This window comes from Streptomyces sp. NPDC006512 (genome assembly GCF_040611935.1).
Taxonomy (GTDB): domain Bacteria; phylum Actinomycetota; class Actinomycetes; order Streptomycetales; family Streptomycetaceae; genus Streptomyces.
Map to the genome: position 1 here is coordinate 26,376 of NZ_JBEXPG010000048.1, position 13,796 is coordinate 40,171.

Below are 13,796 nucleotides of genomic sequence, written 5' to 3' on the forward strand. Positions count from 1 at the left end.
CGGGCGGTCGTGGCGACGTGCGCGCGTCAGTGCGCGGCGGACTCCCAGTCGGGGCCCACGCCCACGGAGACGTCGAGTGCGGCGCGGAGGTCCACGGCGGCGCCCATCTCCCGGCGGACCAGTTCCTCGACCCGCGCGCGCTCGCCGGGCGCGATCTCCAGGACGATTTCGTCGTGGACCTGGAGCAGCATCCGCGACTTCAGGCCGGCCTCCGAGATGGCCTTGTCGACGCGGAGCATGGCCACCTTGACGATGTCGGCGGCGGTGCCCTGGATCGGAGCGTTCAGCGCCATCCGCTCGGCGGCCTCGCGGCGCTGACGGTTGTCGCTGTTCAGGTCGGGCAGGTAGCGGCGGCGCCCGAACACGGTCGCCGTGTAGCCCGTGGCCCGCGCCTCGTCCACCACCCGCTGGAGGTACTCGCGGACCCCGCCGAACCGCTCGAAGAACGTTTCCATCAGGCCGCGGGCCTCGGCGGGCTCGATGTTCAGCTGCTGGGCGAGACCGAACGCGGAGAGCCCGTACGCCAGCCCGTAGGACATGGCCTTGATCTTGCGGCGCATCTCCGCGTCGACCTGGGAACGTTCGACCCCGAACACCTGGGAGGCGACGGTGGTGTGCAGGTCCTCGCCGGTGGCGAACGCCTCGATCAGGCCCTCGTCCTCGGAGAGGTGCGCCATGACCCGCAGCTCGATCTGGCTGTAGTCGGCGGTCATCAGCGACTCGTAGCCCTCGCCGACGACGAAACCGCGGCGGATCGCCCGGCCCTCGTCGGTGCGCACCGGCACGTTCTGCAGGTTCGGGTCGGTGGAGGACAGCCGGCCGGTCGCGGCGACGGTCTGGCTGAAGCTGGTGTGGACCCGGCCGTCGGCGGCGACCGACTTGACCAGACCCTCGACGGTCACGCGCAGCTTGGCCTGCTCCCGGTGCCGCAGCATGATCACCGGGAGTTCGTGGTCGGTCTGCGTGGCCAGCCAGGCCAGCGCGTCCGCGTCGGTGGTGTAGCCGGTCTTGGTCTTCTTCGTCTTCGGCAGGTCCAGCTCGCCGAAGAACACCTCCTGCAGCTGCTTGGGCGACCCGAGGTTGAACTCGTGCCCGACCGCCGCGTGCGCCTCCTTCACCGCCTGCTGCACGGCTCCGGCGAACTGCTGCTCCATGCCTTCCAGGTGGTCCCGGTCGGCGGCGATGCCCGCCCGCTCCAGCCGGGCCAGCAGCTCGGAGGTCGGCAGCTCCATGCCGTGGAGCAGCTCCGTCGCACCGACCTCCTCCAGCTTGGCCGTGAAGGCGTCGCCGAGGTCCAGGACCGCGCGGGCCTGCGCCATCAGCGCGTCCGCCTCGGCGCTCTCGTCGGCGCCGAAGGCCAGCTGGCCGTCCGCGGCGGCGGGCGCCAGCTCCCGGTGCAGGTACTCCATCGACAGGACGTCCAGCGCGAAGGACCGCCGGCCCGGCTTGACGAGGTAGGCGGCGAGCGCGGTGTCCATGGTGACCCCGGCCAGGGTCCAGCCGTGCTCGGGGAAGACCCGCATGAGGCCCTTGGCGTTGTGCACGACCTTGGGCTTCTTCGCGTCGGCCGCCCAGGCCGCGAAGGCCTTCTCGTCGGCCTCGTCCAGGGCGGACGGGTCGAACCAGGCCGCCGCCCCGCCGGCCGCCGCCAGGGCGATCTCGCTGACGTTGCCCTGACCCAGTGCCCAGCTGTCCACGGTGGACACGCCCAGCGGGCCCGCCCCGTGGCTCTTCAGCCACGGCGCCAGCTCGCCCGCGCCCAGGACCGAACCGTCCAGTTCCACGGCCGCCACCGGGGCCGGCGCCGCCTCCTCCTCGGCCGCGCCCGGGTCCACGGCCAGCAGCCGCTCGCGCAGCGAGGCGTTGCGGATCTCCAGCACGTCCAGCACCCCGGTCACCGCGGACCGGTCGTACGGCGCGCGGGCCAGGTCGGCGGGGCCCTTCGCCAGCTCCACGTCCTTGACCATCTCGGTCAGGACCCGGTTGAGCTTGACGGCCTCCAGGTGGTCCCGGAAGTTCTGCCCGGCCTTGCCCTTGACCTCGTCCGCCCGCTCCACGAGCTCCGCGAACGACCCGAACTGGGTGATCCACTTGGCGGCCGTCTTCTCGCCGACGCCCGGGATGCCCGGCAGGTTGTCCGACGGGTCACCGCGCAGCGCCGCGAAGTCCGGGTACTGCTGCGGGGTGAGCCCGTACTTCTCCTCGACCTTCTCCGGGGTGAACCGGGTCAGCTCGGAGACGCCCTTGGTCGGGTACAGCACCGTCGTGTGCGCGGAGACCAGCTGGAAGGAGTCGCGGTCACCGGTGACGATCAGGACGTCGAAGCCGGCGGCCTCCGCCTGCGTCGCCAGCGTCGCGATCACGTCGTCGGCCTCGAAGCCGTCCACCGCGAACCGCGGCACCTTCATCGCGTCGAGGAGCTCGCCGATCAGCTCGACCTGCCCCTTGAACTCGTCGGGGGTCTTCGAACGGTTCGCCTTGTACTCGGGGAACTCCGTCGAACGCCACGTCTTGCGCGAGACGTCGAAGGCCACCGCGAAGTGCGTGGGCGCCTCGTCGCGCAGCGTGTTCGCCAGCATCGACGCGAAGCCGTAGATGGCGTTCGTCGGCTGGCCCGTCGCGGTCGTGAAGTTCTCCGCCGGCAGCGCGAAGAACGCCCGGTACGCCAGGGAGTGCCCGTCCATGAGCATCAGGCGGGGGCGGTCCGCTGCGGTCGTCTGGTCGGTCTTCTTCGATGCTGAATCTGCCACGCCCCCGATCCTAGGCGCCCCCGCTGACAAATCCGGCGACGGCGATACCCGGTGCCCGCCCCCGCGCACCGCGCCGGACGGCCCCCGCCCCGGCAGACCGGGCCCCCACCCCGGAAAATCCGGCGCCCACCCCGCCCCCTCAGGCGCATCCGCCCCACCGGCCGCCCCCGGCGCACCCCGTCCCGGCCCGGCCGCCCCCGACCGCCCTCCCCCGTTCCCCGAGGCCGTGAAAGGATCGAAGATGCGGCCACACGCGCTGCACCCGTACGCACGCTCGAAGGGGAGCGCCATGGCGACCAAGCCGCCCAAAGGTGATCCGGTGCAGGACGCGCCGCAGGTCACGCCGCCGAAGCAGGCCGCCGCGGGCCTGCCGGCGATCGGCCACACGCTGAAGGTCGCGCAGGCACAGATGGGCCTCGCCCGCACCGCCCGGACCCTCCTCAAGGTCAACCAGAAGAACGGCTTCGACTGCCCCGGCTGCGCTTGGCCCGAGGGCGACCACCGGCACGCGGCCGAATTCTGCGAGAACGGCGCCAAGGCCGTCGCCGAGGAGGCCACGCTGCGCCGGGTCACCCCCGCGTTCTTCGCCGCGCACCCCCTCGCCGACCTCGCGGAGCGCTCCGGCTACTGGCTGGGCCAGCAGGGCCGGATCACCGAGCCGATGCTCCTGCCGGAAGGCGGCGACCGGTACGAGCCCGTCACCTGGGACCGGGCCTTCGCGATCATCGCGGAGGAACTGACCGCCCTCGCCTCCCCCGACGAGGCCCTCTTCTACACCTCCGGCCGCACCAGCAACGAGGCCGCGTTCCTCTTCCAGCTCTTCGCCCGCGAGTTCGGCACCAACAACCTGCCCGACTGCTCCAACATGTGCCACGAGTCCTCGGGCTCCGCGCTGAACGAGACCATAGGGATCGGCAAGGGCAGCGTCTCCCTCGAAGACCTCCACCAGGCCGACCTGATCATCGTCGCCGGACAGAACCCGGGCACCAACCACCCGCGCATGCTCTCCGCCCTGGAGAAGGCCAAGTCCGCCGGCGCGAAGATCATCTCGGTGAACCCGCTGCCCGAAGCCGGCCTGGAACGCTTCAAGAACCCCCAGACCCCCCTCGGCATGCTCAAGGGCACCGCCCTCAACGACCTGTTCCTCCAGATCCGCATCGGCGGCGACCAGGCCCTCTTCCGCCTCCTCAACAAACTCGTCATCGAGGCCGAAGGCACCACCGACGAGGACTTCATCCGCGAACACACCCACGGATACGAGGAGTTCGCGGCCGCCGCCAAGGAAGCCGACTGGGCCGAGACCCTCACCGCGACCGGACTCACCCGCCCCGACATCGAAGCCGCCCTCGCCATGGTCCTCGCCTCCCGGCGGACCATCGTCTGCTGGGCCATGGGCCTCACCCAGCACAAACACGCCGTCGCCACCATCCGCGAGGTCGTCAACCTGCTCCTGCTGCGCGGCGACATCGGCCGCCCCGGCTCCGGCGTCTGCCCCGTACGCGGCCACTCCAACGTCCAGGGCGACCGCACCATGGGCATCTTCGAACGCCCCGCACCCGCCTTCCTCGACGCCCTCGACCGCGAGTTCGGCATCACCTCGCCCCGCGGCCACGGCTTCGACGTCGTCCGCTCCATCCAGGCCCTGCGCGACGGCGAGGCCAAGGTCCTCTTCGCCATGGGCGGCAACTTCGTCGGCGCCACCCCCGACACCGAGGTCACCGAGGCCGCGATCCGCCGCGCCTCCCTGACCGTGCACGTCTCCACCAAACTCAACCGCTCCCACGCGGTCACCGGCCGGCGCGCGCTGATCCTGCCCACCCTCGGCCGCACCGACAAGGACGTCCAGGCGAGCGGCAAGCAGTTCGTCACCGTCGAGGACTCCATGGGCATGGTCCACGCCTCCCGCGGCAACCTCGCCCCCGCCTCCCCGCACCTGCTCTCCGAACCCGCCATCGTGGCCCGCATGGCCCGCGCCGTCCTCGGCGCCGCCTCCGCCACCCCGTGGGAGGAGTTCGAAGCGGACTACGCCGCCGTCCGCGACCGGATCGCCCGCGTCATCCCCGGCTTCGAGGACTTCAACACCCGCATCGCCCACCCCGGCGGCTTCCGGCTCCCCCACGCCCCCCGCGACGAACGCCGCTTCCCCACCAAGACCGGCAAGGCCAACTTCACCGCCGCACCCGTCGAGTACCCGCACCTGCCGCCCGGCCGGCTGCTCCTGCAGACCCTGCGCAGCCACGACCAGTACAACACCACCATCTACGGCCTCGACGACCGCTACCGCGGCATCACCGGCGGCCGCCGCGTCGTCATGGTCAACCCCGACGACGCCGCCGAGCTCGGCCTCGCCGACGGCTCCTACACCGACCTCGTCAGCGAGTGGAAGGACGGCGTGGAACGCCGCGCCCCCGGCTTCCGCGTCGTGCACTACCCCACCGCACGCGGCTGCGCCGCCGCCTACTACCCCGAGACCAACGTGCTGGTCCCCCTCGACTCCACCGCCGACACCAGCAACACCCCCGCGAGCAAGTCCGTCGTCGTGCGCTTCGAACCGGCCTGATAGAACGAGCCACGACACAATGGTTAACGATCGTTGACGAACGGAGCCGGCCCATGGGCGAGCAGCACAGCGTGAAGTTCCCGCAGGAGGTCCTCGACGAGTACGCGGCCCTGGGCATAGACCTGCCCGCGCTGTTCTCGGCGGGCGACCTCGGCCGCCGGATGGAGATCCAGATCCTGGAGGCCTCGGCCGAGCGGGTCGTCGCCACCATGCCCGTCAAGGGCAACACCCAGCCCTACGGACTCCTCCACGGCGGAGCCTCCGCGGTACTCGCCGAGACCCTCGGGTCCGTCGGCGCGATGATGCACGGCGGCATCACCAAGGTCGCCGTCGGCGTCGACCTGAACTGCACCCACCACCGGGGCGTGCGCTCCGGCACCGTCACCGGCGTCGCCACCCCCGTCCACCGGGGCCGCTCCACCGCCACCTACGAGGTCGTGATCTCCGACGAGCAGGACCGGCGCGTATGCACCGCCCGCCTGACCTGCCTGCTCCGCGACGCCGACCCGGGCACCGCCGGGGCCTGACCCCGCCGCACGGACCCTCCCGCGGGCCCGGACCCGCCCCTCCCGGCGGCTCCGGGCCCGCGCCGCTGCCGGGAACCGGCGCCCGCCGGGGGCGGCGCGTACGGGCGCACGCGCCCCCGCGCCACGGCCCGCACCCCGCGCCCGCGCCCGGCCCGTCCGCCGGACCGTGCGCCGGATCCGGACCCGCGGATCCCGGCAACCGCCCGGAATCCGCCAGTCCGCACACAGGGGCTCCACCGCTGTTGTGTCACCGATGGTGACCGCTTACCGTCCCCTCATGGGGACCCAGCCAGCCACCGCGGCCCGGTACGGATCCGCCGCCCTCCTCGCGGCACTCACCCTGACCGGATGCACCCGTTCCGCCCCACCCGCACCACCGCCGGACACGGTCACGAGCCCGGCCCCCCGCCCCTCCTCACCCGCACAGGTCTGCACGAGCCTGGTGTCCTACTGGGCGAAGGAGACCCTCAAGGGCAGCAAGTGGTCCGGCCTGGACTGGGAGCAGAAGGGCCTGTCCAACGAGCAGTACGAGATCCACGAGGAAGCCGTCGCCGCAGGTCGCGCCGAGGAGCGAACGGCCGGACAGGACAAGGCACTTGAGCTGATCGACCGGCTCGTGGCGCAGCGCTGCGCCGAGCGGGACGGAGCCACGGGCAGCTCCGAGAACTGGCGGCCGCCGACGTGAGCCGGGTCACCGGAATCCGCGCGCGCTGTCCGGCTTCCGGGCAGGTGCCCCCGTACCGCCGAACCGCAGGTCGCGGGTTCGCGGCCGGCCGCAGCAAGATCGAACCACCCGGAGCGGACCACAGCGGATCGTCACGCTCTGTATTACCCACGCCATACGGAATCCACCCTTTCCCCCCAAGGAAAGCGACCCCCCGGATTCTTTCGGACACTCACCGCCACATTCGGCCGAATTTGATCAGAGACAGGAGCATGAGGGCCTCAAGCCCCTTAGGGGAACAGGTATTTCTCAGCATGTGGTCATTCCCCGACGTTGCTTAACGCCCGATCTGTCCACACTCCCACCACGCATTCTTGCCCTTGGCATAACAAGAGCGTCACATCCTCCTTTCCCGGCTCCCCGTGCTCGCCACCTCGGGCCTAGAGTCACGGCCAGTCACCGCGCCGCCGGGCGCGAATCAGCACGGCCGTGTACCTCCCAGTGCGGCCCGGCGACCTAACGGCACCTCGACAAGAGGGCGCCGCGCCAGGGAAAGGAAGAATCGTGCGACACCGTTCTTTGCTCGTCCTCACCACCGTGATCACCACGGGAGCACTGACCCTCACCGCTTGCGGATCGCGCGACGGAGGCTCCACCGACAACAACGCCGACGGCAAGAAGACCGTCGTCGTCATCGGCGTGGACGCACCCCTCACCGGCTCCCTCTCGGCCCTCGGCCAGGGCATCAAGAACTCCGTCGACCTCGCGGCCAAAACGGCCAACAAGAACAACGAGGTCCCGGGCATCGAGTTCAAGGTCGAGGCCCTCGACGACCAGGCCGTCCCCGCCTCCGGCCAGGCCAACGCCACCAAGCTCGTCGGCAACAAGGACGTCCTCGGCGTCGTCGGCCCCCTGAACTCCGGCGTCGCCCAGCAGATGCAGGGCGTCTTCGCCTCCGCCAACCTGGCGCAGGTCTCCCCCGCCAACACCAACCCCGCGCTCAGCCAGGGCGACAACTGGGGCAAGGGCGAGATCAAGCGCCCCTTCAAGACCTACTTCCGCACCGCCGCCACCGACGTGGTCCAGGGCAAGTTCGCCGCCCAGTACCTCTTCAAGGACGCCGGCAAGAAGAAGGTCTTCGTCGTCGACGACAAGCAGACCTACGGCGCCGGCCTCGCCGCGATCTTCTCCGACGAGTTCAAGAAGCTCGGCGGCGAGGTCGTCGGCACCGACCACGTCACCGTGAAGGAGACCGACTTCTCCTCCACCGCCGACAAGGTCAAGTCCTCCGGCGCCGACTCCGTCTACTTCGGCGGCCAGTACCCCGAGGGCGGCCTCCTCGCCGACCAGATCAAGAAGACCGGCGCCAACATCCCCACCATGGGCGGCGACGGCATCCAGGACCCCGCCTTCATCAGCGCCTCCGGTGAGGCCAACGAAGGCGACCTCTCCACCTCCATCGGCTACCCGGTCGAGAAGCTCCCCACCGCCAAGACCTTCATCGCCGACTACCAGGCAGCCGGCTACAAGGACCCCTACGCGGCCTACGGCGGCTACTCCTACGACGCCGGCTGGTCCGTCGTCCAGGCCGTCAAGGCCGTCGTCGCCGCCAACGGCGGCAAGCTCCCCACCGACGCCCGCGCCAAGGTCGTCGAGGCACTCGGCAAGGTCTCCTTCGAAGGCGTGACCGGCAAGGTCGCCTTCGACGAGAACGGCGACACCACCAACAAGCAGCTCACGGTCTACAAGGTCGAGGGCGGCAAGTGGATCGACGTCAAGAGCGACACCTTCAACCAGTAAGCCCCTAGCACCACACACCACCCGCACCACCTGAACCACCCCACCACCGCGCGAGGGCGCAAACAGCGCCCTCGCGCGGAGTCTTATCCGACACGCTCATCGGAGGCCCTGCGGTGCACGAACTGCCGCAACAGCTGGCCAACGGCCTGGCCCTCGGTGCCCTGTATGGCCTCATCGCCATCGGGTACACCATGGTCTACGGCATCGTCCAGCTCATCAACTTCGCCCACGGCGAGATATTCATGATCGGCGGCTTCGGCGCGCTCACCGCCTACGCCATCCTCCCGACCGGCACCTCCCTGCTGATCGCGATACCCGTCATGATCATCGGAGGCTCCCTCGTCTCCGTCCTCGTCGCCATGGGAGCCGAACGCTTCGCATACCGTCCCCTGCGCAGCGCACCCCGGCTCGCACCCCTCATCACCGCAATCGGCCTCTCGATCGCGCTCCAGCAGCTCGTCTGGCAGTTCTACCCGGACGCCAAGAAGGCAGTCAGCTTCCCCGAGTTCAAGGGCGAAGCCTTCAAGATCACCGACAGCCTCGCCATCCAGCGCGCTGACGCCTTCGTCCTCATCCTCGCCCCCCTCTGCATGCTCGCCCTCGGCGTCTTCGTCTCGAAGAGCCGCAGCGGCCGCGCCATGCAGGCCACCGCGCAGGACCCCGACACCGCCAAGCTGATGGGCATCAACACCGACCGCATCATCGTCATGGCCTTCGCCATCGGTGCCGCGTTCGCCGCCATCGCCGCCGTCGCCTACGGCCTCGACAAGGGCCAGATCAACTTCGAAATGGGCTTCATCCTCGGCCTCAAGGCGTTCACCGCAGCCGTCCTCGGCGGCATCGGCAACATCTACGGAGCCATGGTCGGCGGCGTCGTCCTCGGCCTCGCCGAAGCCCTCTCGATCGCCTACATCGAAGAGATCCCCGGCATGCAGCAGCTCGGCGGTGGAGCCTGGTCCAACGTCTGGGCGTTCGTACTCCTCATCGTCGTCCTCCTCGTGCGGCCCCAAGGCCTGCTCGGCGAGCGCGTCGCGGATCGGGCGTGAGAACCATGACCACCCACACCACCGAAACCTCCCCGGTCATCCCCCTGCCGGCCAACGCCGCACGCGCCCTGACCGTCCTCGGCGCCCTCATCACCATCGCCTCCGCGTTCCTCGCCTGGACCTGGACCTCCGCGTTCCCCGGTGACCTCACCGTCTACGGGTACCCGGCCAGCCTCCAGATGCTCACCATCGTCGGCGGAGCACTCACCCTGCTCCTCGCCGCCACCGGCTACGGAATCCGCGGCCTCGGATGGCTGAACCCCTCCGGCGGCAACAACCCCACGCTGATCGCGGCGTTCGGCGCCCTCGCCACCACCCTGTTCACGCTCATCGCCATCACGGTCGAGCTCGGCGGACTCGCCAACCTCGAACCCGGCGGTTACGTCGCAGCGGCCGGCGTCATCCTCGCCTTCATCGGCGCCCTGGGCCTGCCCCTCGACCGCAAGCCCGTGGAAGACCAGCCCCGCTGGAACTGGTTCCTCGCCGTCATCATCGGCGTCGGCCCCTACGCCCTCTACCGGCACATCCGCCTCGGACGCCGCGAAGGCAAGCTCCCCAAGGCCCGCACGCTTCCCGCCTGGGCCGAAATCCTGCTCATCGCGGCCACCTTCGCCATCGGCCTGTTCGTCGTCACCTACGGCATCGACACCGACGACAAGGAACCGCAGCTCTTCTTCGCCTACCTGCTGATCGTCGCCTTCGTCGCAGCCGCACTCTCCACGTCCGGTCTCGTCGAGCGCATCTCCGCGATCATCGGCAAGCACCGCCAGGTCACCCTGATCGCCACCGCGGCCGCCGCGATCGCCTTCCCCTTCATCCAGCAGAGCGGCGACACCTACACGCTCATCGCGGTCAACATCCTCATCTTCGCGACCGTCGCCCTCGGCCTCAACGTCGTCGTCGGCCTCGCCGGCCTCCTCGACCTCGGCTACGTCGCCTTCCTCGGCGTCGGCGCCTACGCCGCCGCCCTGGTCTCCGGAAGCACCGCCTCCGCCTTCGGCATCCACCTCCCCTTCTGGGCAGCGGTCATCGTCGGCGCCCTCGCCTCCCTCATCTTCGGCGTGGTCATCGGCGCACCCACCCTCCGCCTGCGCGGCGACTACCTCGCCATCGTCACCCTCGGCTTCGGAGAAATCTTCCGCATCGCCATGGGCAACCTCGACGGCACCTCCGGCCCCGACATCACCAACGGCCCCAACGGCATCCCCAACATCCCCCACCTCGAACTCTTCGGGTGGAACTTCGGGGAATCCCACACCGTCGGCGGCATCGTCCTCGGCGCCTACGCCAACTACTACTTCCTGATGCTCCTCGTCATGGCCGTAGTCGTCCTGGTCTTCGCCCGAGCCGGCAACAGCCGCATCGGCCGCGCCTGGGTCGCCATCCGCGAAGACGAAACCGCCGCCGAAGCCATGGGCATCAACGGCTTCAAGGTCAAGCTCATCGCCTTCGCCCTCGGCGCCACCCTCGCCGGCCTCGCCGGCACCGTCCAGGCACACGTCAACAGCACGGTCGTCCCCGAGAACTACGTCTTCGCCGGGCCCGTCCCGCCGAACTCCGCGTTCCTCCTCGCCGCCGTCATCCTCGGCGGCATGGGCACCATCCGCGGCCCCATCCTCGGCGCCGCACTCCTCTTCCTGATCCCGGCGAAGCTGGCCTTCCTCCAGGACTACCAGCTCCTCGCCTTCGGCATCGCCCTCATCCTGCTCATGCGCTTCCGCCCCGAAGGCCTCATCGCCAACAAGCGCGCGCAGCTCGAGTACCACGACGACACCGCTGACCAGGCCCCCACGGACCTGGCCACCGCCAAGGCGGGGGCGTGAACACCATGACCACCACAGACACCACCACCAGCACCAAGGCCACCGTCCTCGAAGCCAGCGGCGTCACCATGCGCTTCGGCGGCCTCACCGCCGTCAAGGGCGTCGACCTCAAGGTCAACGCAGGCGAGATCGTCGGCCTCATCGGCCCCAACGGCGCCGGCAAGACCACCTTCTTCAACTGCCTCACCGGCCTGTACGTCCCCACCGAGGGCAGCGTCACCTACAAGGGCACCGTCCTGCCGCCCACACCCCACAAGGTCACCGCAGCAGGCGTCGCCCGCACCTTCCAGAACATCCGGCTCTTCCACAACATGACCGTGCTGGAAAACGTCCTCGTCGGACGCCACACCCGCACCAAGGAAGGCCTCTGGTCCGCCCTCCTGCGCGGCCCCGGCTTCAAGAAGGCCGAAGCCGCCAGCGAAGCCCGCGCCATGGAACTCCTCGAGTTCATCGGCCTCCAGCACAAGGCCGGCCACCTCGCGAAGAACCTCCCCTACGGCGAACAGCGCAAGCTCGAAATCGCCCGCGCCCTCGCCAGCGACCCCGGACTCATCCTCCTGGACGAGCCCACCGCCGGCATGAACCCCCAGGAAACCCGCGCCGCCGAAGAACTCATCTTCGCCATCCGCGACATGGGCATCGCCGTCCTCGTCATCGAGCACGACATGCGCTTCATCTTCAACCTGTGCGACCGCGTCGCCTGCCTCGTCCAGGGCGAAAAGCTCATCGAAGGCACCGCCGCGGAAGTCCAGGGCGACGAACGCGTCATCGCCGCCTACCTCGGCACCCCCTTCGAAGGCGCCCCCGGCGCCGAAGAAGACGCCGCGGTCCAGGCCGCCGAAGCCCACGCCGAAGCCACGGCCACCGAAGCCGAAGCCCCCGCCGAAGCTCCTGCCGACGCGGAAACGGAAGCGGAAGCTCCCGCCGAAGCCGAAGCCGAAGCCGAAGCCCCCGCCGAAGCCGAAGCCACCCCGGAAACCCAGGCCGACGCAGACACCACCACGGACACGGACGAAGACGCGCCCCCCACCCCGGACGCGGACACGGACGGCACCACCAGCACCACCCGCACGGAGGGAGAGGCCAAGTGACCGCACTGCTCAAGGTCGAAGACCTCAAGGTCGCCTACGGCAAGATCGAAGCCGTCAAGGGAATCTCCTTCGAAGTCAACCAGGGCGAAATCGTCTGCCTCGTCGGCACCAACGGCGCCGGCAAGACCACCACCCTGCGCACCCTCTCCGGGCTCCTCAAGCCCAGCGGCGGCAACATCACCTTCGACGGCCAGCCCCTGGCCAACGTACCCGCCCACAAGATCGTCGCCATGAAGCTGGCCCACTCCCCCGAGGGACGCCACATCTTCCCCCGGCTGACGATCACCGAAAACCTCCAGCTCGGCGCCTTCCTGCGCACCGACAAGGAGGGCATCGAGAAGGACATCCAGCGCGCCTACGACCTCTTCCCCATCCTGGGAGAGCGCCGCAAGCAGGCCGCAGGCACCCTCTCCGGCGGTGAGCAGCAGATGCTCGCCATGGGCCGCGCGCTCATGTGCCAGCCGAAGCTCCTCATGCTGGACGAGCCCTCCATGGGCCTGTCCCCGCTGATGATGCAGAAGATCATGGCGACCATCGCCGAACTCAAGGCCACCGGGACCACCATCCTGCTGGTCGAGCAGAACGCCCAGGCGGCCCTGTCGCTGGCCGACCGGGCGCACGTGATGGAAATCGGCAAGATCGTGCTCTCGGGCACCGGCCAGGAACTTCTCCACAACGAGGACGTCCGCAAGGCCTACCTCGGCGAGGACTGACCCCGCCCACCAAGCCGTGAGGCCCGTCTCCCCTCGGGGGGAGACGGGCCTCACGCGCGTGTTCCGGGCGGCGATCCGCGGGGGTCAGCCCTTGGCGGCGTTCGCCTTCTTCTCCTCGGAGTCCTCGATGACCGCCTCGGCGACCTGCTGCATCGACATGCGGCGGTCCATCGACGTCTTCTGGATCCACCGGAAGGCGGCCGGCTCCGACAGCCCGTACTGGGTCTGCAGGATGCTCTTGGCGCGGTCCACCAGCTTGCGGGTCTCCAGGCGCAGCGAGAGGTCCGCGACCTCCTTCTCCAGCGCCTTCAGCTCCGCGAAGCGGGACACGGCCATCTCGATGGCCGGCACGACGTCGCTCTTGCTGAACGGCTTCACCAGGTACGCCATCGCGCCGGCGTCCCGGGCCCGCTCGACGAGGTCGCGCTGCGAGAACGCGGTGAGCATCAGCACGGGGGCGATGGACTCCTCCGCGATCTTCTCGGCGGCGGAGATCCCGTCCAGGACCGGCATCTTCACGTCCAGGATCACCAGGTCGGGGCGGTGCTCGCGGGCGAGCTCGACGGCCTTCTGGCCGTCCCCGGCCTCACCGACGACGGAGTACCCCTCCTCTTCGAGCATCTCCTTGAGGTCAAGACGGATGAGCGCCTCGTCCTCGGCGATGACGACGCGCGTCGTCAGCGGCGGAACGTGCGACTGGTCGGCGTCGGGCGTGGGCGTCGACTCGTGCTCGGCGGTCACGGGGGCTCCTTGTTGCATGCGATTCAGCTCCCCCGAGCCTACCTAGCTCCTGTATGTTTGTGACACGGAGGGTCTTCGGTA

At 69.8% G+C, this 13,796-nt stretch carries 10 protein-coding genes; 8 read left to right on the plus strand and 2 right to left on the minus strand.

All coding sequences use genetic code 11. The annotated features are described in order from the left end of the window. Positions 1-26 precede the first annotated feature (26 nt). A complete protein-coding gene (polA, locus tag ABZZ17_RS28450; RefSeq protein ID WP_356879998.1) occupies positions 27-2,750 on the minus strand; it encodes a DNA polymerase I in 2,724 nt (907 codons plus the stop codon). Between the two features lie 289 nt (positions 2,751-3,039). On the opposite strand from polA, the gene ABZZ17_RS28455 reads away from it, so the two are divergent. The 8 genes from ABZZ17_RS28455 to ABZZ17_RS28490 all read left to right on the plus strand — a co-directional run bounded on the left by ABZZ17_RS28455 (position 3,040) and on the right by ABZZ17_RS28490 (position 12,974). Next, complete coding sequence (locus ABZZ17_RS28455) at positions 3,040-5,310, plus strand: FdhF/YdeP family oxidoreductase (protein ID WP_356880061.1); 2,271 nt, start codon at positions 3,040-3,042, stop codon at positions 5,308-5,310. Positions 5,311-5,363: 53 nt separating this feature from the next. Further along, positions 5,364-5,837: a hotdog fold thioesterase gene (locus tag ABZZ17_RS28460; protein WP_356880000.1), complete on the plus strand. Its 474-nt coding sequence runs from the start codon at positions 5,364-5,366 to the stop codon at positions 5,835-5,837. A gap of 277 nt (positions 5,838-6,114) precedes the next feature. Next, a complete protein-coding gene (locus ABZZ17_RS28465) occupies positions 6,115-6,522 on the plus strand; it encodes a hypothetical protein (RefSeq protein WP_356880002.1) in 408 nt (135 codons plus the stop codon). Between the two features lie 543 nt (positions 6,523-7,065). Next, positions 7,066-8,301 (plus strand): branched-chain amino acid ABC transporter substrate-binding protein, encoded by a 1,236-nt coding sequence (locus tag ABZZ17_RS28470; protein WP_356880004.1) that lies wholly within the window; start codon positions 7,066-7,068, stop codon positions 8,299-8,301. 113 nt (positions 8,302-8,414) lie between these two features. Next, positions 8,415-9,347 carry a branched-chain amino acid ABC transporter permease gene (locus ABZZ17_RS28475; protein ID WP_356880006.1) on the plus strand — a complete coding sequence of 311 codons (933 nt, stop codon included), beginning with the start codon at positions 8,415-8,417 and terminating at the stop codon, positions 9,345-9,347. Between the two features lie 5 nt (positions 9,348-9,352). After that, entirely contained in the window at positions 9,353-11,170 is a 1,818-nt protein-coding gene (locus tag ABZZ17_RS28480) for a branched-chain amino acid ABC transporter permease (RefSeq protein WP_356880063.1), read from the plus strand. Positions 11,171-11,175: 5 nt separating this feature from the next. Beyond that, positions 11,176-12,261 (plus strand): ABC transporter ATP-binding protein, encoded by a 1,086-nt coding sequence (locus ABZZ17_RS28485; RefSeq protein WP_356880008.1) that lies wholly within the window; start codon positions 11,176-11,178, stop codon positions 12,259-12,261. Then, positions 12,258-12,974, plus strand: a complete 717-nt coding sequence (locus ABZZ17_RS28490) for an ABC transporter ATP-binding protein (RefSeq protein WP_356880010.1) — start codon at positions 12,258-12,260, stop codon at positions 12,972-12,974. Before ABZZ17_RS28485 ends, ABZZ17_RS28490 begins: the two co-directional genes overlap by 4 nt. A gap of 84 nt (positions 12,975-13,058) precedes the next feature. Here ABZZ17_RS28490 and ABZZ17_RS28495 read toward each other — a convergent pair whose 3' ends face one another. Next, positions 13,059-13,715 carry a response regulator gene (locus ABZZ17_RS28495; protein WP_356880012.1) on the minus strand — a complete coding sequence of 219 codons (657 nt, stop codon included), beginning with the start codon at positions 13,713-13,715 and terminating at the stop codon, positions 13,059-13,061. Positions 13,716-13,796 lie beyond the last annotated feature (81 nt).